The organism is Arthrobacter sp. CJL-S3, assembly GCF_056711635.1.
Genome location: NZ_CM160046.1, coordinates 3,749,315 through 3,774,642, shown reverse-complemented (window position 1 = coordinate 3,774,642; position 25,328 = coordinate 3,749,315). Strand labels below are relative to the sequence as shown.

At 67.7% G+C, this 25,328-nt stretch carries 20 protein-coding genes; 12 read left to right on the top strand and 8 right to left on the bottom strand.

Features of this window, described 5'->3' with window-relative positions:
* Window positions 1-37 precede the first annotated feature (37 nt).
* The 4 genes from AC06G6_RS17335 to AC06G6_RS17320 form a co-directional block, all read right to left on the bottom strand.
* The gene (locus tag AC06G6_RS17335) at window positions 38-385 is read right to left on the bottom strand and encodes a DUF202 domain-containing protein (protein ID WP_479824133.1); all 348 of its coding nucleotides are present in this window, start codon (window positions 383-385) and stop codon (window positions 38-40) included.
* A 2-nt stretch (window positions 386-387) separates the two neighbouring features.
* Complete coding sequence (locus AC06G6_RS17330) at window positions 388-810, bottom strand: YidH family protein (protein WP_479824131.1); 423 nt, start codon at window positions 808-810, stop codon at window positions 388-390.
* Between the two features lie 56 nt (window positions 811-866).
* Window positions 867-1,406, bottom strand: a complete 540-nt coding sequence (locus AC06G6_RS17325) for a TspO/MBR family protein (protein ID WP_479824129.1) — start codon at window positions 1,404-1,406, stop codon at window positions 867-869.
* An 80-nt stretch (window positions 1,407-1,486) separates the two neighbouring features.
* The gene (locus tag AC06G6_RS17320; RefSeq protein WP_479824127.1) at window positions 1,487-2,092 is read right to left on the bottom strand and encodes a TetR/AcrR family transcriptional regulator; all 606 of its coding nucleotides are present in this window, start codon (window positions 2,090-2,092) and stop codon (window positions 1,487-1,489) included.
* Window positions 2,093-2,175: 83 nt separating this feature from the next.
* Here AC06G6_RS17320 and AC06G6_RS17315 point away from each other — a divergent pair, with 83 nt between their 5' ends.
* On the top strand, window positions 2,176-2,955 hold the full coding sequence (locus AC06G6_RS17315; RefSeq protein WP_479824125.1) for an SDR family NAD(P)-dependent oxidoreductase: 780 nt from the start codon (window positions 2,176-2,178) through the stop codon (window positions 2,953-2,955).
* A gap of 100 nt (window positions 2,956-3,055) precedes the next feature.
* Here the strand turns inward: AC06G6_RS17315 and AC06G6_RS17310 are convergent, their stop codons facing one another.
* Window positions 3,056-6,205: a PKD domain-containing protein gene (locus tag AC06G6_RS17310; protein ID WP_479824121.1), complete on the bottom strand. Its 3,150-nt coding sequence runs from the start codon at window positions 6,203-6,205 to the stop codon at window positions 3,056-3,058.
* A 743-nt stretch (window positions 6,206-6,948) separates the two neighbouring features.
* Here AC06G6_RS17310 and AC06G6_RS17305 point away from each other — a divergent pair.
* The 10 genes from AC06G6_RS17305 (at window position 6,949) to AC06G6_RS17260 (ending at window position 20,494) form a co-directional block, all read left to right on the top strand.
* On the top strand, window positions 6,949-7,701 hold the full coding sequence (locus AC06G6_RS17305; protein ID WP_479824119.1) for a glycosyltransferase family 2 protein: 753 nt from the start codon (window positions 6,949-6,951) through the stop codon (window positions 7,699-7,701).
* 1 nt (window position 7,702) lies between these two features.
* Window positions 7,703-8,710: a glycosyltransferase family 2 protein gene (locus tag AC06G6_RS17300; protein ID WP_479824117.1), complete on the top strand. Its 1,008-nt coding sequence runs from the start codon at window positions 7,703-7,705 to the stop codon at window positions 8,708-8,710.
* Window positions 8,711-8,733: 23 nt separating this feature from the next.
* Window positions 8,734-10,011 (top strand): glycosyltransferase, encoded by a 1,278-nt coding sequence (locus AC06G6_RS17295; protein WP_479824115.1) that lies wholly within the window; start codon window positions 8,734-8,736, stop codon window positions 10,009-10,011.
* A gap of 202 nt (window positions 10,012-10,213) precedes the next feature.
* Window positions 10,214-12,394 (top strand): hypothetical protein, encoded by a 2,181-nt coding sequence (locus AC06G6_RS17290; protein WP_479824113.1) that lies wholly within the window; start codon window positions 10,214-10,216, stop codon window positions 12,392-12,394.
* On the top strand, window positions 12,342-13,211 hold the full coding sequence (locus tag AC06G6_RS17285) for a glycoside hydrolase family 16 protein (RefSeq protein ID WP_479824111.1): 870 nt from the start codon (window positions 12,342-12,344) through the stop codon (window positions 13,209-13,211). Before AC06G6_RS17290 ends, AC06G6_RS17285 begins: the two co-directional genes overlap by 53 nt.
* Window positions 13,212-13,250: 39 nt before the next feature.
* Window positions 13,251-14,684, top strand: coding sequence for a hypothetical protein (locus AC06G6_RS17280; RefSeq protein WP_479824109.1), 1,434 nt, complete (start codon window positions 13,251-13,253; stop codon window positions 14,682-14,684).
* Window positions 14,681-15,694: an aminoglycoside phosphotransferase family protein gene (locus tag AC06G6_RS17275; protein ID WP_479824107.1), complete on the top strand. Its 1,014-nt coding sequence runs from the start codon at window positions 14,681-14,683 to the stop codon at window positions 15,692-15,694. The genes AC06G6_RS17280 and AC06G6_RS17275 overlap by 4 nt, the downstream gene beginning before the upstream one ends.
* Window position 15,695: 1 nt before the next feature.
* Entirely contained in the window at window positions 15,696-16,418 is a 723-nt protein-coding gene (locus AC06G6_RS17270; protein ID WP_479824105.1) for a hypothetical protein, read from the top strand.
* Window positions 16,419-16,503: 85 nt separating this feature from the next.
* On the top strand, window positions 16,504-18,192 hold the full coding sequence (locus AC06G6_RS17265) for a long-chain-fatty-acid--CoA ligase (RefSeq protein ID WP_479824103.1): 1,689 nt from the start codon (window positions 16,504-16,506) through the stop codon (window positions 18,190-18,192).
* 307 nt (window positions 18,193-18,499) lie between these two features.
* Window positions 18,500-20,494, top strand: coding sequence for a hypothetical protein (locus AC06G6_RS17260; RefSeq protein ID WP_479824101.1), 1,995 nt, complete (start codon window positions 18,500-18,502; stop codon window positions 20,492-20,494).
* On the opposite strand, the gene AC06G6_RS17255 is transcribed toward AC06G6_RS17260, so the two are convergent.
* On the bottom strand, window positions 20,477-21,928 hold the full coding sequence (locus AC06G6_RS17255; protein ID WP_479824099.1) for a lipopolysaccharide biosynthesis protein: 1,452 nt from the start codon (window positions 21,926-21,928) through the stop codon (window positions 20,477-20,479). The two genes, AC06G6_RS17260 and AC06G6_RS17255, sit on opposite strands and share 18 nt — an antisense overlap.
* Complete coding sequence (locus tag AC06G6_RS17250; protein WP_479824097.1) at window positions 21,925-23,094, bottom strand: glycosyltransferase; 1,170 nt, start codon at window positions 23,092-23,094, stop codon at window positions 21,925-21,927. Before AC06G6_RS17250 ends, AC06G6_RS17255 begins: the two co-directional genes overlap by 4 nt.
* Window positions 23,095-23,301: 207 nt before the next feature.
* On the opposite strand from AC06G6_RS17250, the gene AC06G6_RS17245 reads away from it, so the two are divergent.
* Entirely contained in the window at window positions 23,302-23,913 is a 612-nt protein-coding gene (locus AC06G6_RS17245) for a DnaJ family domain-containing protein (protein WP_479824095.1), read from the top strand.
* Window positions 23,914-23,934: 21 nt separating this feature from the next.
* Here AC06G6_RS17245 and AC06G6_RS17240 read toward each other — a convergent pair whose 3' ends face one another.
* Window positions 23,935-25,263, bottom strand: a complete 1,329-nt coding sequence (locus AC06G6_RS17240) for a S8 family peptidase (protein ID WP_479824093.1) — start codon at window positions 25,261-25,263, stop codon at window positions 23,935-23,937.
* Window positions 25,264-25,328: the final 65 nt, after the last annotated feature.

The following is a 25,328-nucleotide window of genomic DNA, read 5'->3' as shown; positions in this document are numbered from 1 at the left end:
ATTCCGGGCTGACCTCCGCTCCTGCCCCGCCGCTGCGCTAGCGCTGCAGCGGCAGGAGCAGCACCGTGTAGATGCCCAGTCCGGCCAGCACCACGACGCTACCGGCGATGGCCGCCGTCGCCCGGATGTTCGCGGTCATGGCCGCGCCGCCGATGCCGCTGGCGGCGCGGTGGTAGCGGCGCCGCTGGGTGAGGGCGATCCCGAGGGCGACCAGCAGTGAACCCGCCACCAAGGTGCCGACAAACCAGCCGTAGTGGGGCATCCAGCGCAGGAAGATACAGGCCGCCGTGATCAGCGTCAGGGCGGTCCGGCGCCAGGCGAGGTCCGTGCGTTCGGGCTGGAGCCCGGGGTCGTTGTGGACCGCCGCGGCCCTGGTCTTTGCCACGGCTAGGCCGGCCGTCCGATCACGAAGACGATCAGCACGGCCGCGACGATGGCGCCCCCGGCTGCCAGGATCGGCGCGATCAGGGGCACCGGAAGTGGAGCCTGGTGCCGCATGGCCCGTTCCACATTGAGCCAGCGGAAGAACGAGCCGCCCGCGGTCACCAGACCCAGCAGGAGCAGGAGCACGGCCACGGTCTTGCGGAATTCGGGGGCGAAGAGCTCCGAGGTGAAGGCCTCGACGGCGATGCCGCCGGCCACCATCGCCAGGGAGGTGCGGATCCAGGCCAGGAACGTGCGCTCGTTGGCCAGCGTGAACCGGGCATCCGGTTCGGTCCCGCCGCCCAGTGCCCAGGCCGAAAGCCCGCGGCGGCCCCGCGCCTCGGAGGAGGCCTGGGAGGAATCGTGTGGCTCTTCGTGTGCGGTCATGATGCTCTCAGGATGCCACCCCACGGCACAATTCCCCACTCGCCGCCCGGCACCTGTCAGTTGTTCACGGCGGCGTGCAGGTTCAGGCTCGCCGAGAACACGAGCCACGAAACGTAGGGCAGCATCAGCAACCCGGCAGTCCTGCTGATGGGCCCGAAGAACAGCACGGTCAGCGTCGCCACCACGGCGTGGGCGGCAATAAGGAGCAGCGCCAGCCACAGGGCGGCGGCCCCCATCATCGGGTACAGGCCGAAGAACATCAGCGGCCACGCCAGGTTCAGCATCAGGAGCGCGCCGTAGACCGTGAACGCAGCCCTGCGCGGGAGGTGCCTCTGCCGCCATACCAGCCACGCGGCGACGGCCAGGGCGGCGTAGAGCACGAGCCATACGGAGCCGAAGATCCACCCCGGCGGTGTCCATGGTGCCTTATCGGCCAGGGCGTACCAAGCGGCGTTCAGCCGGATCGGCAAAGAGCCCAGCAGCGACACGATCCACGACGCCGCGAGAAAGCCGGTCAGTGCCGCGGCCTGCCGCCGCCAGGAGCGACCGACCGTCAGCACGGGGCGCGGCAGACTTCGTTCAGCGTTGGCAGGCACGCACTTACTGTGGACAACAGGGGGTGCGTACGTCAAACCGCGGCGGCCGTAAGTCGGGAAGAGTCGGTCTGCGGAGCCGCTCACGCCCCCGGCACCCGCAGCACCTCGACGGCTGCCAGCAGATACGGCACCGGATCCGGGTCCGTGCCGGCAGCCCACCGCATCCACGCTTCGAAGGTCGCGGCCAGATAGGCCGCGCTCAGGTAGCCGGCTGTTTCCTCGGGAACGCCCAGGCCGATCAGGTGCCGCCGGGCGCGCTCGCGCTGGGGTGCCAGGGACTCGTAGCTCCGGCTGGCGAGCTCGGGATGCTCGGCGATCAGCCGCAGCCGCCCCCGCGACACCGAAAGATCGGGAATGACCGCCACTCCGGCGACGGCCGCGGCGCGCAGCCCCGCCAGGAGGTCCTCGCTGTCTTCCCGAGCGTCGCGGGCCACCTCGAGGACCAGCCCCGAGGCCGCGATCACCGGTTCCATGCCGCCCCAGATGAGGTCGGCCTTGCTGGAGAAATACCGGTACAGGCTCTTGCGCCCGATGCCGGCCCCGCGGGCGATGTCCTCCATCGAGGTCCGTTCGTACCCGTGCTCGGCGAAGAGCCGCAGCGCGAGGCTGGCGATGGCGTCCGGATCGATGGTCACCGGACGCCCGGCGGAGCGTATGCCGGAGGGTCTGGGGTCTTGCTGGGGCATCCCACCAGTATTCACCCTTTCATAATGACACAGGGTGTCATAAGGTGGAAGGCGTCAGCACTGGAAACGTTCGGAAGGGCATCATGGGCAACGAAGCTTCATGGCAGGAATCCATCACGGCGGGCCGCTTCGCCGGCAAAACCGTTATCGTCACGGGTGCCGGTTCGGGCATCGGCCTGGCCACGGCCCTGCGCGTTGCCAAGGAAGGCGGCCGGGTCATCGCCGCCGACATCAGCCCCGAGCGGCTGGACGCGCTGGTTGCCGGGAACAGCGGCCTGGACGTGGTTCCCGTGGCCGGTGACATCTCCGACGAAGACACGATCGCCGCCGTCGTCGCCGCCGCGGACGGCAGGGTGGATGCGCTCGCGAACGTCGCCGGCATCATGGACCACTTCGCCCCGATCCACGAGGTCGACGACGACACCTGGGACAGGGTGTTCAGGATCAACGTCACCGCCCTGATGCGCCTGACCCGCGCCGTGGTGCCGCTGATGCTCGAGGCGGGTTCCGGCTCCGTAGTCAACGTCGCCTCGGAGGCCGGCCTCCGCGGTTCCGCCGCTGGCGCCGCGTACACCGCGTCCAAGCACGCCGTCGTCGGCCTCACCAAGAACTCCTCGGTGATGTACGGACCCAGGGGCCTTCGCTTCAACGCCGTGGCCCCCGGGGCCACCATCACCAACATCGAGGCCACGTGGGGTTCCCAGCTCGCCGCCGAGCGCCTCGGCCCGCTGATGGGGGCGAACATCCCGGCCCCCGCCACCGCGGCCCAGCTGGCGGCCTCGATCACGTTCCTGCTCAGCGACGACGGAACGAACATCAACGGCGCCATCCTGGCCTCCGACGGCGGGTGGTCCGCGGTCTGAGCCAGTCCGGCACACGCAAGAGGACGGCGGCGGGGAGCTCCCCGCCGTCGTCCTCCCGCGTTGCCCCTGCTGAGCGGCAGCGGGCTGCCCGATGGATCCTCTAGGCCGGTTTCAGCGCCGTCCGCCAGACCGCGACGGCCTTCGCGACGTTGAAGGTCCAGGTGGCTGTGCCGCTGGCTCCGGCGGTCGCCTGGACCCGGTCCGCTTGCTGGGCGATCTGCCCGTCAGCGGATTCCCAGCGTTCGGTCCAGCCGGTCGGGGCGGAGGCGCCCGGGGTTGAGCTGTCGAAGCCGACGCCGCCGATCAGCATCGCATTGTTGCTCGCCGTGGTGACGCTGGGGGCTGCAATGCTGCTGGCCAGGTAGGTGGTGTCCGCGGCCGTGACAACGCTGCTGTCCAGCGGCGTGGTGTTGTTCACGCCCTTGTAGGCGGTGATTCCGCCGCCCCACTTGGCCGTGGTGCTGAGGGTCCAGCCGTACGTTCCCGGGTCGGAGGCACCCACCACCCGGTAGTACGCGAACACCCGGGCGCCGCTGCCGACGGACAGGTTGTTGACGATGGCTGTCCAGCCCGACGGAACAGCGGAAACCGTCGGGTTCTTGTCCGCCGTGAAGGACGCGACCAGGACGTCACCGGCGGCCGTGCCGGCGGGTTTGGTCAGAGTGACGGTGGTGGTGGCCGTCGGGTTGTTGGTGGTGGTGGAGGCGCCGAGGGTGATCCCCGACGTCGACGGCGGCGGTGTGGTGCCGCCGCTGACCGTGATGGTCCGGTTGGCCGAGGTTGAACCGCCGGCGTTGGTGGCGGTCAGCGTCGCGGTGAACGTCCCCGCGGTGGCGTACGTGTGTGACGGATTCTGGGTGGTGGAGGTCCCGCCGTCCCCGAAGGCCCAGGCCCAGGAGGTCGGCGAACCCGTGGACGTGTCCGTGAAGGCCACGTTCAACGGGGCCGTACCCGATGTCGGCGACGCGGTGAACGAGGCCACCGGCGCCGTCGGCGAGGGCGGGGGAGTGGTCGAGCCCCCGCTGCCCGGCTTCAGTGCGGTCCGCCAGACGGCGACGGCCTTGGCGGTGTTGAAGGTCCAGGTTGCCGTGCCGCTGGCACCCGCGGTCGCCTGGACCCGGTCGGCCTGTTCAGCGATCTGGCCGTCAGCGGATTCCCAGCGTTCGGTCCACCCGGTCGGGGCGGTGGCGCCCGGAGTCGAGCTGTCGAAGCCGACGCCGCCGATCAGCATCGCATTGTTGCTGGCCGTGGTGACGCTGGGACCCGCAATGCTGCTGGCCGTGTAGCTCGTGTTCGCCGCCGTGGCAACGCTGCTGTCCAGTGGCGTCGTGTTGTTCACGCCCTTGTAGGCGGTGACTCCGCCGCCCCACTTCACCGCGGTGTTGAGGGTCCAGCTGTACGTTCCCGGGTCGGAGGCACCCACCACCCGGTAGTACGCGAACACCCGCGCACCGCTGCCGACATTGAGGGTGTTCACAATCGGGGTCCAGCCCGAGGGGGTGGTGGCGGTGGGGTTCTTGTCCGCCGTGAATGAGGCGACCAGGACGTCACCGGCCGCGGTGCCGGCGGGTTTGGTCAGCGTGACGGTCGTGGTGGCGGTGGTGTTGTTGGTGGTGGTGGACGCGCCGAGGGTGATCCCCGACGTCGACGGCGGCGGTGTGGTGCCGCCGCTGACTGTGATCGTCCGGCTGGCCGACGTCGAACCGCCGGCATTGGTGGCGGTCAACGTCGCGGTGAAGGTGCCCGCGGTGGAGTAGGTGTAGGACGGATTCCGGGTGGTGGAGGTCCCGCCGTCCCCGAAGGCCCAGGCCCAGGAGGTCGGCGACCCCGTGGACGTGTCCGTGAAGGCCACGTTCAAGGGTGCCGTGCCGGATGTCGGCGACGCGGTGAACGAGGCCACCGGCGCTGCCGGAGGAGGTGTGCCCCCCAGGGTCCGGTAGGAGAACCAGTAGCGCTTGGTCACGTTGTTGCTGGCCAGCACGACAAGGCCGGTGGTGCTGTTGACGCTCTGCTTGCTGGTGGTCACGTCGTTCATGTTCGCGGACGCGCCGTCCTGGATGATCGGCGTGCCGCGTCCGGACGGGAAGACCGGGTTGTCCATGGACGCTGTCTTCTCATAGATGGCGCCGGGGGTGCCGGAGAACGCGCAGCCGCTGACATCGGTGCCGGGCGCCGTATGGAAGGCATGCACCGTGTTGTTCTGCGTATCCAGGACGATCTGCGGCCGGGACACGCAGTCCCCGACCGTGGCGATCGTTGACTGCGAGAAGGAGCCCGTTCCGGGTTTGAAGACCAGCAGCACCAACTGCGCCAGGCTCTGGTTGGTCGAGCCCTCGTTCAGGCCGGTCTTGATCGCGGCGAACACCCGGCCGGCGCTGTCGGACTGCAGCGTCTTGACGTTGAGGTGGTCGTCGGCGAGATTGTTGCCCTTGATTGCGTCCTGGACTCTCCAGGATGACGTCGCCGTGGGGCTGGTCCCGTCGGTGCGGGTTGCCCAGCGCACGGCGCCGGTGCGCTGGTCGCTCCACATGACCCCGATTTTGTTACCGCCGTAGGCCACGACCGCCGAAATGTCATCCGGCGCGGGGTTGGGGTTGGTGACGGGGATGACGAACGGGGAGTTCCAGCTGGTTCCGCCGGGTGCGGAGCGGTTGACGTAGACGGTGTTGGTGAAGCCGCTGGTCGAACTGCCGGACACCTGTGTCCAGGTGGCCCAGATGGCTCCGGTGCTGTCCTGGTCGATCGTCATGGATTCACTGCTGTTGTTCATGATCGTGGTCGGGAAGCCGCTGTCCAGGGTGAACGTCCCCCCGGAATAGCTGTAGCGGTACAGCTTGGCCGGCTGGCCCGAAACCGACGCCCTGGGCGTTGTGTCCCCCGAGACCGTAACGACGTGTGAGGCGATGTAGAGGTGGGTGCCGTCCCACAGGGCGTCCGCCAGCGTGTTGGCGCGGGTGTCGTTGGTGAGGCCCGTGCTGACCCAGGTCTTTGATGCGACGTCCAGCCGGTAGATCTGCCAGCCGGTGCCGGAGGTCCACATGTCGGCCCACCAGGATCCGTCGTGCCACCAGAGCTTGCTCTGCGGTTTGTCCGAGGTTGGCGGATTGCTCACGCCCGTGTAGCTGTTGCCCGGATAGCCGTAGTTCGTGGCCGCGGTAGCGCTGGTTGAAATTCCCAGCAGCCCCCCGGCCGCAACTAATGCTATTACTACGACTTTACTGAGCCAGCTTGCGGTACGTTTCATCTTCATCGCCGATTCTTTCATGCGTTTGATCGCCGTTTCCATGGTGAGTTTTGCAGATGCTTCCCGACGAGGGTGATGCTAGCCACTCTTTCCGGAAGTGAAAAGGGGTACTTTTCTTTTTTTGAGTTTTCTTCTGTCTTTCCTGGCGGAGAAAGAACTGACATGGAATACGCGATATCCCCCCGGGCGGCAGTTGAACCGCACCCTCAATCCCGTTCCCCCCGACCCCCCAGCCACATCTGGAAACTCAGATGTGCCTGCTGCGCACGCTGGCTCTGGACCTCTCCCCCGCGCCGGCGTACCGTTCCAGTATCAAGACAAAAGGCCTGAAACTCAACGAAAAATGGCCGTTTGGGTGCTGACCGAGTACACCGTTCCGGAATGACTCGAGGTTCCCGAGTAGACCGCTCCGAAGACCCAAGTAGAGGCGCGGGAGTAGCGCAGGGGCCGGAACAAACAACCAAGTAATAGCCACTCGTGACACAACTTTGGGTGAACTTTAGGCTCTGAGTAGGGCCACCATCCAGTGGCAGCTGGGGCATGGGGGTTGTACACAATTTTCGACGGATTCCAGTGAATTCGTCCTCTAGGTTCTCATTCGCTGATGGTTATGCCGCCGGCGCCGGAAATGTCGTGGAGTGGTGAGGCATTTGTCTATTCCAAATTTAGTCCCTGATTCGCCGTCCGAGCATAATGCGGCGTCACCCAGGGCGTCGGTCAGCGTTGTAATTCCGACGCTTAATGAAGAAATGAATTTGCCCTGGGTACTGCGGCGAATGCCTTCGTATGTGGATGAAGTTGTCATCGTGGACGGTCGCTCGCACGACCACACCATCGACGTCGCACGGGCGCTCAGGGTCGACGTCGTGGTGGTGGCCGAGCCGCGCAAGGGCAAGGGCATCGCTGTCCGCGCCGGATTCGCGGCGGCGTCGGGCGACATCATTGTCATGCTTGACGCGGACGGGAGCATGGATCCGCAGGAAATCGGTTGGTTCGTTTCTCCCCTCCAGCATGATTACGACTTCGTCAAGGGCTCGCGCTATGTCACCGGAGGCGGGTCAGAGGACCTGACCTGGTTGCGGAACGCCGGCAACCGCGTGCTGACAGGGTTGGCGAACACGGTGCTGAGGAGCAACTATTCCGACCTCTGCTACGGCTATATCGCACTCCGGCGGGAATGCCTCGAGGTCCTCGAGCTGGAGTCGGACGGCTTTGAGATTGAGACCGAACTGATAGTCAGGGCCGCCCGCGCAGGTCTCCGCATCGCGGAGGTGCCGAGTTTCGAACTCGACCGCATCTCCGGCGTTTCCAACCTGCAGACCTTCCGCGACGGATGGCGGGTCCTCCGCACCCTGGCCCGGGAATGCACGACATGGGAAGCACCAACCGCGGGGGCAAGACCTGAAGCCCTGCGGCGGGTGAAATACACCTATCCGAATGTCCGGTTTGCCCGCACACCCACGGATCCGCAAAGCGTTCTCACCGTGGCGGAAGGAGCCTAAGGTGCTCGACTTCAATTTCCGGCCCTCCGCTTCGGTGGTCATCTGCTCCTATACGGAGCAGCGCTGGGATCTGCTGATGGACGTTATTGACTCGGTCCACGCCCAGACGCTCCAGCCGAAGCAAGTGATCGTTGTGGTTGACCACAACGAGGACCTCTATAAGCGGCTGGTTGCGGCCGTTCAGGACATCACCCTGGTGGAGAGCACCGGGCTGCAGGGGCTCTCCGGAGCCCGCAACACCGGTGTTGGGCTTTCCACGGCGGACATTGTGGCGTTCCTGGACGACGACGCCGTCGCAGCTCCCGATTGGCTGGAAAAGCTCACGGCCCTCTACGACGATTCCGATGTCCTGGCAGTCGGCGGCAAGGTTGAACCCGTGTGGCAAGGCGGCCGTCCGGGTCACTTCGGCCCGGAGCTGGACTGGATTGTCGGCTGCAGCCACCGGGGCCTGCCGAAGGTGGCCTCCGAAGTACGGAATGTCATCGGCGCCAACATGTCCTTCCGGCTACAAGTGCTCCAGCAGGTGGGCGGCTTCAACCTCTCCCTGGGCCGCCAGGGGACGAAGCCGCTGGGATGCGAAGAAACCGAAATCTGCATCCGGGCCGCCATTGGATCCCCCGGGTCGCGCATCGTGTACGAGCCGGCAGCCCTGGTGCGGCACCACGTTCCGGTCCAGCGGGGAACATTCCGCTACATGCTGGAGCGTTCCTGGTCGGAGGGTATTTCCAAAGCCCAGGTCAGCCACATAGTGGGCCACAAAAGGGCGCTGGGCCCCGAGCGGCGCTACGTGCGCAGCGTCCTGCCGCGGGCGTTCTTTTCAGCTCTGGTGGACTGGAGCAGGGGTGCCGACCCTGAGGGCTGGCGCCGGGCGGGGGCCTACGTCGCCGTTCTGGCCTTTACAGCAGCAGGATACGTCCGAGGCCGCCGGCTCGCCCAAGGCTCCGGATCAGTCCTGACCGGTTCAGCACCCGTCCCCCATCGCAGTCTTCCCCGGAGGGAAGCCACGTGATCGAAGTTGGAAATGAGTTAGTGGTGGCACCTGAGGACGCAGGCCTGGATATTGCACCTTCGATGGGGACCGAGGTCGTGCCCGACTGGCCCGGAGCGCTGTGGGTGGGAGCAGTCGATCTCGATTCCCTCGCCGGTTACACGCACCTGAGGCTCCAGGACTCGATGGGCTATCACCGTGCGCGCCTGCTGGTGCGCAGCGGACCGTCCGTCCGCGGGTTCATCGACGTCGACGCTCCAGGGGGCATCCTTGACTGCGGCGTTCTTGAGTCCGCAGCGGCGGCACTGCCCGCGGCCGTGGCAACCCAGGCATCGTCGACGCCGTCGATCACCGTGATTGTGTGCACACGGGATCGGGCGTCGCTGCTGCGTGGGGCCATCCTCGCGATCCTGCGACTCGACTATCCGAACTTCGATGTCATCGTCGTGGACAACGGGGCAAGCACTGCTGAAACCCGGGACATGGTCCGTGATGAGTTCAGCGACCCCCGGTTGACCCTGATCTCCGAGCCCAGGCCGGGCTTGTCAAAGGCACGCAATGCCGGCCTGCGCCGTGCGCGCGGCGACATCGTCGCGTTCACGGATGACGACGTCGTCGTGGATGAGTTCTGGCTGCGGGGGATCGCAGCCGGCTTTGAGCAGGCCCCCGATGTTGCCTGCGTGACAGGACTGGTGCCGGCCGGTGAACTGCGCTCGGCCGCCCAGGGCTACTTCGATGAACGCGTCAGCTGGTCCAAGATCGTCGCACCGAAGGTCTTTTCCATGGCGGATCCTCCGGCCGATCTGCCGACATTCCCGTTCTGCGTGGGTGCCTTCGGCACCGGCGCGAACTTTGCCCTGGACCGCCGCACTGCCCTGGCACTGGGGGCCTTTGATCCCGCCCTCGGTGTCGGGACGCGGACGTGCGGCGGCGAGGACATCGACATGTTTACCCGGGTGATCCTCGGAGGGCACTCGCTGGTCGTCCAGCCCTCCGCGATCGTCTGGCACCGCCACCGGGCGGAGCTGGAGGACCTGATCGTTCAGGCCCGGGGGTACGGAAAGGGCCTCGGATCGTGGCTGACCAAGATACTCCTGGACCCGCAAACGGCCCGTCTGGCGATCGCCCGAAGCCCGCAAGGCGCGCTGCACTTCCTGAGAAATGCACGAAACAATTCGCTGGGGCAAAAAGCGGCCGAGGCTACGACCGCGGCCCCGGCGCCGCGGGACCCGCGCATCGCAAAGGCCCTGCGGACCGAACTCATCTCAGTGGCGCGAGGACCACTGAACTACCTTCTGGAACGCCGGTCGGGAAGGACCTAGACACCTTACGGCCGCCGGCACGAACTACGGCACACACAGTCCCTGGGACAACGCTTCGCAAGGGGACGTTGACTTCCCGGGAGCACAGTCCCCGCACATCGATCAAGGAAGTATCAGCGACATGAGTCTCTTACTCCAAGACGAAACACCGGCCCCCAAAGCGCCGAAGCCAACGGTTGCGGCGTTGTGGGCAAGTAGGCCTTTGGACTTTGGACTGGCTCTGGCCGGCCTCATCCTCGCCGTCCTCATCCTGTTCGACCTGGGCGGCCCGGTGCTCGCGCCGGTCACGATCTTCGGGTGCCTGATGCTGCCCGGGTGGGTCCTGGTACGGCGGATTCCCGACGGCGATCCGGCGGCACGGGTGGTCTGGACCGTCGTGATCAGTGCCGCCATCTATACGATTCCGGCTCTCCTTATGGCGTGGGCCCAGGTGTGGCATCCCCGTCCTGTGACGGCCGCCATCCTGGTGGTGGCGTCGACCCTGATCGCACTCTTTCCGCCCGGGACCCGGACCGGCCGGCACGCGATTTACGGGCATCCGGTCAACAGGCGCCCGGTGGACTGGCGCGCCCTGTGGAGCCCTAGCGCCTTGCGGGGCCGAAGCCTGACGACCTACGCGCCGTGGGCCATCCTCGGTGTCGCGATGGTGGTGTGGGGCGTGGCCCTGGCCATGACGGGGGAAGAACTTGTCGGCGACAGAGGGCTGCTGACGACGTTCCCCATGATCTGGTACGTCTCCGTGGCCGCCGTTGTGGCGCTCTGCATCTGGGCCGTCGCGGCGCGAAGGATGGCGTCCAGCGCCTTCCTGGCAGCCTCCTTCACCGGGCTCGTCGCCATGCTCTACGCCTCAGCCCCCATGGTGGTTAGCGTCCCGCGCTTGCCCTGGTCCTACAAGCACATCGCCGTGACGAACTACATCGGCGCGGCGGGCCAGGTGGACCCTTCGATCGACATCTACCAGCGGTGGCCGGGGTTCTTCGCGGTCAGCGCCTTTCTCGGCGAGGTCGTCGGCTATCGCGACGCCGTGGACTACGCGGCGCTGGCAGAGTTCGGGTTCGCCCTGCTGGACGTCGTCATCATCCTCGCCATCGCGCGGACCCTGAGCGCCAACCCGAGGATTTACTGGAGTGCGACCTTGGTCTTTGCCCTCACCAACTGGGTGAACCAGAACTACTACTCACCGCAGGCGTTCTCCTACACCCTCTACCTGACGATGTGCCTCATCGCCCTGACCTTCCTCCGCAGCACGCCGGTCAGGATAGCCACATTTGCGGAGGACCGGCTGAAAGGGCTGCAGGGGCGGTTCAGGAAGGGGCTTCCTGCCGCTCGGGAGGCTGAAGCGGTCCACCCCAGCCGCGCCATGGTCATGCCTGCGACGGTGGCATTTCTCCTGCTGCATGCGGTGACTGTCGCGAGTCATCAACTGACGCCGTACATGGCCATCCTGGCGCTGTTCCCGCTTTTTGTCTTCGGCTATTTCCGGCCCAAATGGCTTGGTCCCGCGCTCGTGGTGATGGCGATCGCATACTTTCTGCCGAATCTGGAATATGTGGACAACAAATATGGCCTGTTCAGCGGGTTCGACATCCTCAAGAACGCCAGCTATTCCCCGCCGCAGGTGGGCAATATCAATGACGCATCCCGCTGGATGGCCCGCGCTCCGGATGCCCTGTCGGTCTTCATCGGGGTGCTCGGCGTGGCCGGCTTCGTCCGCCATCTGCTCCGCGGCAACGTCCGGCAAACGCTGGTCGTCGGCTGGCTGGCCGTCGCGCCACTGTTCTGGCTCCTGGCCCAGTCCTATGGCGGGGAGGCGAAGTTCCGCGTCTTTATGTTCGCCCTCCCGTGGCTGGCGGTTGGAGCGGCGTGGCTGTTCTGGTCCGGGCCGGTCCGCACCCGCCGCACTGTCATGGGCGCTACCGCCTCGCTGACGATCATGGCCATGCTGTTTACGATTGTGTACTTCCAGGCCGAAGGGAAGTTCCGGGTCCCCAAGGAAGATGTGGTGGCGGCGCAATGGCTGGACGCCCGGGTAGGGGAGAAGGACGTCATCTTTGAAACCAACGCCTTTTTCCCGCTCCTGATCGGCCCCAGCTACCCGAGCTACCTGGAGTGGGGCAGGGTCACGTCGCTGACCAAGTTCCTTCAGAAATCGAACGGAAACGTGCTGACGGAGGATGTGGAGCGCTACGCGAACAACAACTGGAAACCTCAGCGCATCTTCGTCGTCTTCTCGGACTCACAGCTTGCGCAGGCGATCAAGGACCAACTATTCGATGCCGACATGCTCCCCGCTCTAGAGAGGGAGATAGCCGGAGGGGATAAGGCCGATCATGTATTTGACAACGGAGCCGTCCGAATTTACCAAATCAAGAAGACCCTTTAGATTGGGCGGAGGCGGCGCCATCCTCGCAAAGGTCGTCGCGTTAGTTGCGGCAGCCGCGCTGCTGATCGCGCTGGTCTTCTTCTTGAGGCAACCCACTCCGACGGAAATGCCGGTCGGGGACCTCCCCGGCTGGAAGCAGACAGGCGCCCAGGACTTCACCACCCCTGCCAAGCGTGGCCGCGTGGGCGAGGTCTACGGCCCGGATATGCGCGGGTATCACGATTTTGAGGACACCTCCGGTGAGGGAATCTACACGCCGGATTCTGTGCTCTCGGTCAAGGACGGGAAGCTGGACTACTATCTGCACACGAAGGGCGGGACGCCGCGGGTGGCGAGTGTCGTTCCGTTCGGCTACGCCGGCCAGACTTATGGCCGCTACTCCGTCCGGTTCCGGTCGGATTCCCTGCCGGGCTACAAAATTGCCTTCCTGCTCTGGCCCACCAGCGACGATTGGCTCGAGGGCGAGATCGACTGGCCGGAGGGCGAACTCGACGGGAAGATGTACGGCGTTTCAGCCATCAAGGACTCGCCCCTCAAAGGACCGGCCCGCTTCGACCCCTCCACCCGGTATTACTCTCCGACCGATGCGACCGACTGGCATGTTGCGACGACGGAATGGACCCCCGGCAAAGTCAAGTGGTTTTGGGACGGGCAACTCGTCGGTGAAACGACTATGCCCCAGGGTGTTCCAACCACGAATATGCGGATGACCCTGCAGGCGGAGACCAAGGATGGGGCGGATTCGTCGTCTCCCAAGCCTGAAACCTCCGGACATCTGGAAGTCGACTGGGTCGTGCAGTATGCCTATGCGCCCTAGCCCTGACCGCCCGCGTATTACCGGAAGGATTGGTCAGGCATGATCTCCAGGGTTACGGCGGAGGAACAGATGGAAGCCCCTATGAACGGCCAGCCCGACCCGGGCGAGTGGACCGGCGAGCAACCAGACATGCACCCGTCGATCGCAAGCGCGTTCCGGGCGCTGGACGGGTTGGGTCTTCCCTGGGTGCTGTTGCGCGGCGAAGATGACCTGGTGCGCCCCCAGGGCGATGTGGATATTCTCGTGGCCCACGGCCGGCTCCCGCGGCTGGACGCGCTGCTGGCGGGTGCAGGGTTCCGCCGGGTCGTGGCCCCCGGGCACGGAAGCCACCGGTTCTATTTCAGCTATGACGCCGCGGAGGACCTATGGCTCAAGCTGGACATCGTCTCCGAGATCTCCTTTGGCCCGTTTCAGCAGTGGCACACGCTGCTTGCCGCGGGGTGCCTCCAGCGGCGCATCCGCAACGGGCTGCTCTGGCTCCCGGCAACAACCGAGCAGGCCTGGCTCCAGCTTCTGCACATCATGCTGGACAAAGGCGGTGCCGTCAGGCAGGGGCGGATGGAAACCGTCCGGGTCGCCGGCGCCCTGGCCTCGACCGACGACGTCATCGCGGCCTATGTCGACCGGCAAGTGGGACCCGGAACCGCCGCCCAGCTGCTGAAGCTCGTCCGGTCCGGCAGCGTCGACGATTTCCGCGGCCCGGCCCGCCGCATGGCATCAGCGCTGACCCGGAACGCGCCATTGCGCACCCGGTTGACCGCAGTGAAAAACAGGGTGTTCCGGCTGATCAGCCCGACCTTCCCGGGGCGTTTCAGCCGCGGGCTGGTCGTTGGTGTGCTGGGCCCGGCGGGTGCGGTCAAGACGACCTTGCTGCGCCGGCTCGGCGAAAACTTTCCCGTTCCCAGCCGCTACGTGTCCCTGGGCAAGGCCGGACCCGGGCGCTGGGACGTCTGGTTCACTCGGATTCCCGGCGGGCGGCCCGGCCGGCATGTGATCGGGCAGCTCCACGGCGCAGTGGCGGCCAGATACCACTACCGCCGGGGCCGGCTGGTTCTTGTGGACCGGCCGGCCTACGACACCTTGCTGCCGGATGAGGCCGGGACCAGGGCCGGTGGTCCGACGGAGACCGCCCGGTCGGAGGCGGCCCTCACGGTGGCGCTGGCGCCCGAACCCGACGTGCTGCTGGTGCTCGACGCTCCCGGAGAGGTCATGTTCGCCGGGAGCGGCGGACACCCGCCCGAGGTCCTGGAACAGTGGCGACGGGCCCAGCTGGAGACGGCGCGGCGGCTCCCGAACACCTGGGTGGTTGACGCGGCCCAGCCCCAGCCGCTCCTCCAGAGGGTTGCCACCGGGATCGTCTGGGGGCACGTGGCGGGTTCCACCCCGGGCCCGGCCGCACCCGGCCAGCCCGGCCAGCCCGGCCGGCCCGGCCGGTCCGAGTCGCAGGAGCCCGACGCCGGAGGCCAGCCGTGAACTTCATCGACTCGGTGCTTCGCGAGCACTGCAACGAGTGGGATCTGGGGGGCTTCGGGCTGGGCGCGGAGTGGACCACCCTCCTGGTTACGCCGCAGTTCACCACCTCCCGGCACGTTGTGGGCCTGATCTTCCCGGAAGGTGCCCGCCATCCCAGCCTGGTCGTCAAAGTGCCGCGGTGCCCGGGCGACAACGAAGGAGTCCAGCGGGAGGCGGACATGCTCCGTCAGCTCAGCACCCTCAGCGGCGGGCGGGTGGAAGGCATCCCCCACATTGTGGCCACGCTGGGCGTCGGGGACCACACGGTGCTGGTGGAGACTGCCTTGACCGGGGCTCCGCTGGACCCCTACCGGGTCGCCGGGGATCTGCCCGGCGCGATCGCCGTCGGGGTGGACTTCGTGGGGGCACTGCCCTGCACCCGGCCGGGACCGGACAACACGGACTGGTACGAGCGGACGGTCGAGCGCCCGCTGGAGGGGCTTCTCTCGCTGCTGCCCGGGGACGCCGAGGTGTCTGCCCTGGTCCACCGCACCCACGAGCTGCTGGGTCCCCTGCGCGGCAGCGCCCTGCCCGCCGTCTTCGAACACGCGGACCTGAGCCACCCTAACCTTCTTGTGCAGACCGGCGGCCGGCTCCAGGTCATGGACTGGGAACGGTCGTCGCTGTACGGCATGCCCGGCCACGACCTCGTCTTTTACCTGCAATATCTCAGTGAATCGTCCGACCAGGCGTTTACGCGGGTTGCCCAGCTGGCGGCGTTCGACAAGGCCTTCGGACCCGGGGGGTGGGCGCTGGAGCCACTTCGCGGGCATCTGGTGCTGAGGAACGTTGACCCGGAGCTGCTCCCGTTGCTGGTCATTGCGACCTGGGCGCGCTCTGCGTCCACGCTGGCCTACCGCCTCGCCACCGAGGATGTTCCGGGGCCCGGGTCCGCCCAGCTAAGGACGGCCGTGCTGGAGGACCGGGATTTTTGGCTGTGGCGGCACGTCGTGGCCTCCGGGCTGAACTAAGGTGCAGCGTCGGTGGAAGGGCCGGGATCCGCGCAGCCAGCTGCGTCTCGCCGCAACGGTTCTCTTCTCCGGCGTCGTGGTTTCCCTCCTGGCCGGGTCACTGCACGCCGACTCAGCCAGCGCGAACGACCATCCGGCCGCATTCGCCGCCTACGCCGCCAGCGGCATCTGGACCGTGGTCCACCTGGGCCAGTTTGTGGGGATGGCGTTGCTGGTGACAGGGCTCCTGGTGCTGCTGTCCGCCCTGAAGGTGGACGAGGGGGCAGCGGCGTGGGCGGGCCGCATCGGCGCGGTGTTGGCGGCTGCTGCCCTTGCCCTCTACGCTGCGCTCCAGGCCGTCGACGGCGTCGCGCTCAAGCACGCGGTTGACGCATGGGCGGTCGCAGCCGGGCCCGAAAAGTCCATGCGCTTCGCCACCGCCGAAGGGATTCGCTGGCTGGAGTGGGGAATGCGCAGCTACCAGAGCTTCGTGCTGGGCGCGGCGCTGATCCTGGCCGGCCTTGTCATCGTGCTGGCCCGGGGGATCCCCCGGGGGATCGGTGTCCTGATGGGGCTCTCCGGGCTGGCCTATGTCGCCCAGGGCTGGGTGATCGGGGCGGAAGGGTTCTCGGCTGCCAATACGGTACCGACGCTGTCCGGGATTGTCCTGACCGCGGTCTGGAGCGTCTGGCTGCTCATCTTTGCCTGGCGAATGAGGCAGGAGCAGCCCCGGCGGCCCACATGACGGGTCCGGGGACGGGCGGTGCTGCGCAGCCCGGGCGGCCCCACCGCGATTCGCCCCGGCCAGGGGTTCACGGCAAGATGTGAGCATGGAGCACACTGACCAGCAGCCCTGGGTGAAGAACTACCAGCCGGGTGTCCCGGCGGAGATCGAACTGCCGACGGAGTCGCTGGTGGCGATGCTGGAGCGGTCCGTGGCCGAGGCCGGCGCGGCCCCCGCGCTGGAGTTCTTCGGCCGCCGCACCAGCTACACCGAACTCGGCGAACAGGTCGACCGGGCAGCAGAGGGCCTGCGCCGGCTCGGTGTCCGCGCCGGCGACCGGGTGGCGTTGATCCTGCCGAACTGCCCGCAGCACGTCGTCGCGTTCTACGCGGTGCTGCGCCTCGGCGCCGTCGTCGTCGAGCACAACCCGCTGTACACCTCCCGGGAACTCCGCCACCAGTTCGAGGACCACCAGGCCAGGGTCGTCATCACCTGGGACAAGGCCGCGGCAGCCGTCCGTGACTTCCCGGCGGACATCGAGATCGACCATGTCGTGTCGGTCAACCTCCTGGCGGCGTTCCCTGCCGTCAAGCGACTGGCCCTGCGCCTGCCCGTGAAAAAACTGCGTGAGTCCCGCGAGGCGCTGACGGCACCGGCGCCGGGCACCTCGCCGTGGAAGGACCTCCTCAGCCACGGGCGCATCGATCCGGAACACCCCCGCCCCTCGGTGTCTGACCTCGCCGCGATCCAGTACACCTCGGGCACGACCGGCCGTCCCAAAGGCGCCATGCTTACCCACTTCAACCTCTACTCCAACGCCCTGCAGGGTGAGGCCTGGATGCAGGGGGCCGAGTACCGCAAGGAGATCTTCTACGCGATCCTGCCCATGTTCCATGCCTTCGGCCTGACGCTTTACCTCACCTACGGCATCCGCAAGCAGGGCCTGCTGGTGCTTTTCCCCAAGTTCGACCCGGACCTGGTGCTGGACGCCATGAAGAAGTCGCCCGCCACGGTCTACTGCGCGGTTCCGCCGATCTACGAGCGCACCGCGATGGCCGCGAAGGAGAGGGGCATCTCGCTCCGGTCCTGCAAATACTGCATCTCCGGGGCCATGAACCTGCCGGACCACGTGGTGGAACTGTGGGAATCGGTCTCCGGCGGGCTGCTGGTGGAAGGCTACGGCATGACCGAGTCCTCCCCGGTCGCGCTGGGCAACCCCTTCCACCCCACGCGCCGCAACGGCACGATCGGCGTGCCGTTCCCCTCGACCCTGATGAAGGTCGTCGACCTGGACGACCCCGCCGTGGAAGTGCCGCCGGGGCAGCCGGGGGAGTTGCTGCTCAAGGGCCCGCAAGTGTTCCAGGGCTACTGGAACAACCCGGAGGAAACCGCGAAGACCCTCACCCCCGACGGCTGGCTGCGGACCGGCGACGTTGTGACCGTGGACGGGGACGGTTTCACCACGATCGTTGACCGGGCCAAGGAGCTCATCATCACCGGCGGTTTCAACGTCTCACCCACCGAAGTGGAGTCGGTGCTGCGCCTGCACCCGGACGTCAGGGACGCCGCCGTCGTCGGCAAGCCGCTCGAGCGGGGCGGCGAGCTGGTGGTGGCCGCCGTCGAGCTGGAACCGGACGCCACGCTGGACGAGGAGGCCCTCCGCCGGCACTGCCGCGAGCACCTGGCCGGCTACAAGGTCCCCAAGCGCATCGTGGCCGTCCCTGACCTGCCGCGCTCCATGCTCGGCAAGATCCTGCGCAAACAGGTGCGCGAGCAGGTGCTGCCGACGCTCTGACCTTCCCGGGGCGCCGGAGCGAGTAGGCCCACGTGGAACGGGCGCACTGCTCAAGTAGGTCCGTGCGGCCGGGGCCCGAAACCGCTACTGGTGACACCCCCGGGTGCGGATCGTAGGCTTCATATCAAAGAATCCAGCGGCGTCCTCGTCGCTGGTGTCTTCCGGCGACGGAAGCGGGTGAGGGAAGCTGCGGAACGGCTCACGCGGCAGCCGCACCCGGTCAAGGAGGTCTCACGCTTATGCTCCACGAGGTCCGAAGCGACGTCCCGGTGCGGCTGCCGCCAGGACACGCACGACGGCGGCGCGCATGACTGCGGACCCGCAAACCAGCCTTCCGGCCGTGCACCCGGCGGTCGCCAAAGCGTTCGGCGCCCTGGACGACACAGGCCTGCCCTGGGTGCTGCTCCGCGGCGAGGATGACCTCGCCGCGCCCGCCGGCGATGTGGACATCCTGGTGTCAGATGAGCTGCTGCCGGGCCTGGACGAGCTGATGAACGGAATCGGACTGTGCCGGGTGCGCGCCACGGGACACGGCAGCCACCGCTTCTACTTCGGCTATGCGGACTCCGGTGAGCTGTGGCTGAAGCTGGACATCGTCTCGGACATCTCCTTCGGCCCGTTCCAGCAGTGGCGGACCCCGCTGGCGCCGGGCTGCCTCGAGCGGCGCGTCCGGACAGGCGGGTTGTGGATGCCCGCCCCGGCCGACCAGGCCTGGCTGCAGCTCCTCCACCTCGTCCTGGACAAGGGGGAGATCCGGCCGCAACGGGAGGGGACCGCCCTGGCTGCCGCCGCCGTCGCGTCCCCCGGGGACCGCATCGCCGGGTACGTGGACCAGCGCAGCGGGGCCGGCACCGCCGCGCAACTGCTGGACCTGGTCCGTTCGGGCAGCTTCGGCGAGGCCTCCGCCATGGCCGCGCGGCTGCGGTCCGTCTGGACAAACGGGTCGCCCCTGCGCACCCGGTCACTCGCCCTGACGAACCGTGCCCTGCGCCAGCTCAAACCCCGGCTTCCGGGCCGGGGACTGGTCGTGGGGGTCATGGCCCCCGACGGCGCCGGCAAGACCACGCTCCTCCACGGCCTGCGTGCGGATTTTCCCATCCCCACGGCCTATGTCTACATGGGAATGTGGGGCGCCGGCCCCTGGGACGGCTGGCTGCACCGGGTCCCCGGGGGACGAACCGCAAAGAAAATGTACCGGGTCCTCAAGGGAGGGATGGCGGCCAGATACCACCGGGCCCGCGGCCGCGTGGTGCTGATGGACCGCGTTGCCTACGATGCCCTGCTGCCCTCCGCAGCCGGCAGCAATTCCTCAGGCAACAATTCCCCGGGCAACAATTCCTCGGGCAACAAACCCGTCGGCATGTCCAACGCCCTCGCCGTGTGGCTGGGCGCGGCTCCTGACCTCCTGCTGGTCCTCGACGTGCCCGGGGAGGTGATGTTCTCCCGGAAGGGTGAACACACGGCGGACATACTGGAGAAATGGCGGCAGTCCTATCTGACGCTGGCCGATCGGCTGCCGGGATCCCGGATCCTTGATGCCGCCCAGCCCCGGCACACGGTCCAGCGGCTGGCCACGAAGACGGTCTGGCGCAGCGTGTGTCCCGGAGAACAGGGCAGCCCCGGCGGACCGGGAAGTTCCGCCACGGCGGCAGGGACTTCCGGGACCGCCGCGGAGGATGCAACTGCCCTCTCCCTGCACCTGTGGCGGCTGCTCGACTGGCGCTTCCTGGTGCCCGTGTTGCAGCCCCGCAGCGTGGGCTACGGCGGTGCCGTGGGCCCGGAGCTGCTGGCCGCGCTGCGGCTCCTGGACCCGGCCGCCACCCGCATCCGGTCCGGCATCCGGTCCAGCCGCGGCGGCATCCAGGCCGATGGGTTCGAGGTTGTGCTGCTCAGGGAGCCAGAGCTGCAGCTTTTCCGGCAGGCGGCGGCGGAGGTGCAGCCCGGAGGCTGGATATGCGCCCAGGTGAAACGCTCGCCGCTGCGGCGCTCGGGCCCGCGCACCCTGGCGGGGTGGAAGCGGACCTTCCAGCGGTACGGGTTCGAAGACGTCAGCGTCTACTGGCACGCGACCAACCTGGACAGCCCGGGCCGCCTGGTTCCCGTGGCGTCGGCGACCGCGGTCAAGGACACATTGTCGCTGCACAAGGGAATCCGCTTCGGACTGGCCAAGGCGGTCCTGGCCCGGCTTGCCCTGGCGCTGAGGGTGTTCGACGTGGCCGTCCCGGAAGGGACCGTGACCGGCCGCCGGCCGGTCTCACTTACGCCGGTCTCACTTACGCCGGACTCAGGTGCGCCGGAATAGCTGCACCAGCTCATCGTGCAAGGGCCTGAACCCGAAGCGAAGGATCGTGTAGACCACCGCAACGGCCGTCGGGACAACCAGGAGGAGCGTGGTCAATCCGCCCAGGACCGGCGCCGCCAGGACACCGAGGCCTGCCACCGCCACGGCAGCCCCGCAGACCAGTCCGGGCGCGACCGCACGGAGCAGTTCGCGTGCCCGCAGCTGGATGACTCTGGCGGCCACGAGCTGCATGCCGCAGGCGAACAGCACCGCGACGACGAACTGTGCGCAGGCGATGCCCACGATGCCCCACTGGGTGGCAAACAGCAGGACCGGGAGCAGGATGGCGAGCCGCACCAGGGATACCCGGATGGACAGGCCCGGACGGCCGATGGCCTTGTAGACGTCGTTGGCGCCGGCACCCAGGGAGCGGGCCGCGGCGTAGAGGGCGAGGAATACGAGCGGCACGACGGCGTCCATCCACTTCTCGCCGAAGACGAGCGGCACCAGCAACGGGGCAACAACGGCCAGCCCCACGCCGGTGGTGACGCCGTAGAGGGACTGGATCCGCACGCTGGTCAGGTAGCCGGAGCGGAGCCGTTCGGGCTCGCTGCGGACCTGCGTGTACAGGGGGAACAGGACGGTCGACAGCACAAAGAAGACGTTGAGGATCAGCACCTCGGGGAGGCGGAAGGCCAGCGTGTAATAACCCAGTGCCTGCGCCCCGAGGAACAGGCCGATGATGAGGTAGTCGATGTCAAAGATCAGCCGCGCCAGGAGGCTGCTGCCGGCGACCGGTGCGCCGTAGGTGATGTTGGCTTTGAGGGCATCTTTGCGCACCCGCCAGATTTGCCACGGTCCGCCCTTGCCGAGCAGGAACCAGCACGTCGCTGCGTACGCCACGGAGCCGGCTGCGGTGCCGACGGCCAGGGACCAGGCCCCGTGGCCGGAGAAGGCAAGGGCCAAAGTCACGGTGCCCATCGTGGCGGCACGGATGACCGGGGCCGCCGTGAGCTTCTTGAATTTCAGGTCCCGCCGCAGCAGCGCCTCGGGGACGGCGCCGAGCGAGGTGGCCACCACTGAGATGCCCAGGACCTGGACCAGGGGTTCCACCTCGGGAAGGCTGAACAGCTCCGCAATCAGGGGTGCGGCCAGGTAGGCGCCCAGACCCAGGAGCGTGCCGAGCACCACGGAGATCAGCAGCGCGGATCGGGCGATAACCCCGGTGCGTGGCAGGTAGACCAGCGCCTGGGCCACACCGGCGTCGGCCACGGTCTCCGCGTAGGCCATCAGGACCAGGGCCAGCGCCACCAGGCCGTACTCCTCGGGGGAAAGCAGCCGCGCCAGCACGATGGTCGTGACCAGGACGATGATTCTCCCGCTGGCAAACGCCAGCCCCTGCCAGATGGCGCCCCGGACCCCGGTCCGGGCCAGTTCCCCGGGAGCGTACGTCATGCCGGTGAGCTTCCCAGCGGCAGATCGGCGCTGCCGGGTTGGATCGCGCTGCGCAGCTCCGCCAGGTACTCCTGCGTGACCACCTGCCAGGTCCGGACGGCGACGGCGTCACTCGCCAGGTCCTGCGGCCGCTGACCTGTCAGCCGTTGAACGATGAGATCAACAAAGCTCCCGGTGTCCGGCGCGACGGTGAGCAAGGGATGCGGGTCCTGTTCGCGGGCGGCGACCGGCGTCGCTACGACGGGGAGCCCGGCAGCGAGGGCTTCGCGGACCGAGTTCCGGATGCCGACGCCATGTTCATCGGGAAAGGCCGCCACATCGGAGGCCTGGAAGACGTCGAGGACGGACGGAACATTGGCGAGGACCTCCACCCGGGGACCGGCCAGGGCGAGGACCTCCGGCTCGGGGCGGCGGCCCGCAAGGACGAATCTGGCGTCAGGCACGCGCTCCCACACCAGCGGAGCGATCTTCCCTATCAGCACCGTCGCGCTGTCAATGTTGGGCCCGTAGTTCAGGCTGCCGACAAAGCAGACCACGGGGACGGTCTGTGTGGCGTCAGGGCGGACGGCCGCTTCGGCGCCGTTCGGGATGCTCCGCACCGGCCGCCCCAGGCGTTCAGCCCATTCACGGGCGTCCCGGGACCCGACAGTGAGGAGCCGTGCCCGCGCGGGCAGGCGGCGCTCGGCCCGCAACCACTGCAGCTCCCTCGCCCGGTACGCCGGCCGCAAGAAACGGGGCGCAATGGCAGTATCCATCCCGGCCCTGATCGACCAGGGGTCCACTGTCTGCAGGACAACCGGTCCCTGTACATGGCGGGCCAGAAAGAGGGCGTGGGGCCCGTGGATCAGGGTGGCATCATTGTGGGCCGAAAGGCTGGCTGACGTCGAGACGGCCTCCGCCGTGTCACGCTCGTGTTTTCCGACGCCGTTCAGGCCCGCGAGGGACCGCACAAGCGCCGCCTTGCGGCCCCGCGGCGTCAGCACGTGCACCGCGGCGCAGCGGCTGCGCACCTCGTCCGGAATCCCGACCGGGCCGGCGAACGTCAGCAGGGTCACATCCACGTCGGCGGGCAGATTCCGCAGGATCTCATGCGGAATCATCGAGCTGCCGTCACCGAACGCGGGGTCCCGGTTTGGCACACTTTCTGTGATGTACAGAAGCCTCATTGCACGAGTGTACTGGAGCGGGCGGCCGGGCGGCCGGGGGTCCAATGGCCCTGTTCGGGGCCGCTGCTCCGGCCCGGCCGGGCCCCCGAGCCCGCAACCGGTCAGCGTTCCCGAATGACGCCCCGGCCTTCGTCCTTGGCCGCCGGGACGTTGCTTCGCATACTGGAAGGAGGGTGCATAGCGGCGCAGCCAGAAAGGGCGGGAGCCATGAGCGGCGGATCAGGCGGATCGTTCCGGCGACGGGTGGAGCGCGCAGCGGAACTCCGCTCCCTCCGGATCAGCGGAATGACGGTCCAGGAAGAGGAAGAGCTGGCCGCTGCCGAAGAGAAGGAACGGCAGCTGCGCGCCAAATTCGACGACGCCGCCAGGGCCGAATACCTGATCCGCGATGCCATGGCGCAGGGCAAATTCGACCACCTCAAATACGCCGGAAAACCCATCCCCGGGCTGGGGGAGAAGTACGACCCCGACTGGTGGGTCAAGGGCCTGATCCAGCGCGAAAACATCACCGGGATGGGCCCCAAAGCCATCCTGCTCCGCACCGAGGACGCCGGGCTCGATGCCCGGATCGATGAGCAGCACTCCGAAACGCAGGTCCGGCAGCTCCTGGAGGATTTCAACGCCCGCGTGATTGATGCCAGACGGCAACTGCAGGGCGGGCCGCCGGTCGTGACCAAGACCCGGGACATCGAGTCCGAGGTGCGGCGCTGGGCCGAACGCCGCGCGGCCCGCGCCGCCGTCGTCGCTGAACTGGAAGCAAGGAAGGAACCGGGCCAGATCCGTCGCCGGTGGTGGCGGCGGATCCGGCCCGGCTCCTAGCGGGAAGCTGGGCCTTGGCCCCTACTCGGTTCCGTACCGCGCAATCTGGGTCAGATAACCGTAGTACTGCCCGTCCACCGGGCGGAGCGGGTCGCCCTCGAAGCCGAACTCGCGGTTTTCCTCGTTGTACGCGGCGGTGATGTCCAGGAACTGCGACATCACCTCCTTACCCGAACCCTCACATGCCCCGGCGCCGATGCACAGCGCCACGGAGCCGGCGACGGCAGGGCTGGCGAAGCTGGTTCCGTGGGCCACGGAATAGCCGCCCGGCGCCGTGGAGGTCACGCAGACCCCCGGGCCCGCGATGGTATGGGCCTGGTCCTCGGACTCGCTGGCGTAATTGGAGAAGAACGCCGGACGGTCATCCAACTGCCCCACCGCAGACCAGTCCTCGGCCCCGCAAACCGGGGCCTCCAGGCCATCAGGCTTGCCGTCGAAGTCCGCCATCGCCGTGGCGGTCAGGACCTCGTCGTACGTGGCAGGAACGGTGCCGGCGATGTCCTGGCCGGAGTTTCCGGCCGCGACGGCGTACACGACTCCGGCCTTGATCGAGCGACAGATGGCGTAGTGCATCGGATCCGTGCCCTTGCCGCAGTCGGCGGTTTCAGTGCCGGGGCCGCCGATGCTGATGTTGGCCACCTCGATGTCGTTCTTCGCGTCGTCGTCCTTGCGCGTTGCCGTCACCCAGTCGATGGCGCAGATGAGCATTTCCTCCGTGATCACCCCGGCGTCATTGACCACGCGAACGGACCACAGCGGGGTTCCCGGTGCCGCCCCGATGACGCCCTCGTTGTTGTCCCTTGCGCCGATGACCCCGGCCACGAAGGTCCCGTGTCCGACGTCATCCGTGGGCTCCACCTCGACCGGCGACCCGGTGGAGCAGTCGACACCGCCGCGCACGTTGAGGTCCGGATGGTTTCCGTCGATACCGCTGTCGATCACGGCCACGTTGACGCCGGCGGCGTCCTTTTCGCCGTCGGGCTCTGTGTCATCGGAGGCGGTGCCGCCGATTCTCAGCCACCAGAGCGGCTCCACCTGGGTCGTCGGCTCGGGGGCCTGGGGCTCCTCGAACTCCCGGGCCAGGGTGACGAAGTCAACGCCCGGGTCGGCAGCGAGGCGGGCCGCGACGGAGGCCGTCATCGTGGCGGCGTACCCGCTCACGGCAGCCCGGTAGACGGTGGAAACGGAAAGGCCGTAACTGCCCCGCTGGGCCGCGGCCGCTGTGCCGGCGTCAACAGCTCCGTCCTTCAGCACCACAATGTAGCGTTGCTCCTTCTCGGCGCTTGCTGAAGGGGCGGCGGCGACAAGGCCTCCGGCCACGGCCAGGCTCAGCGCTGCGAGGCCGCCCATGATTCGCCGGAACCTTGACGTCATTTTCGGCGGTGGCGCGGCGGTTCCGGCATTCCGGTGTGCCC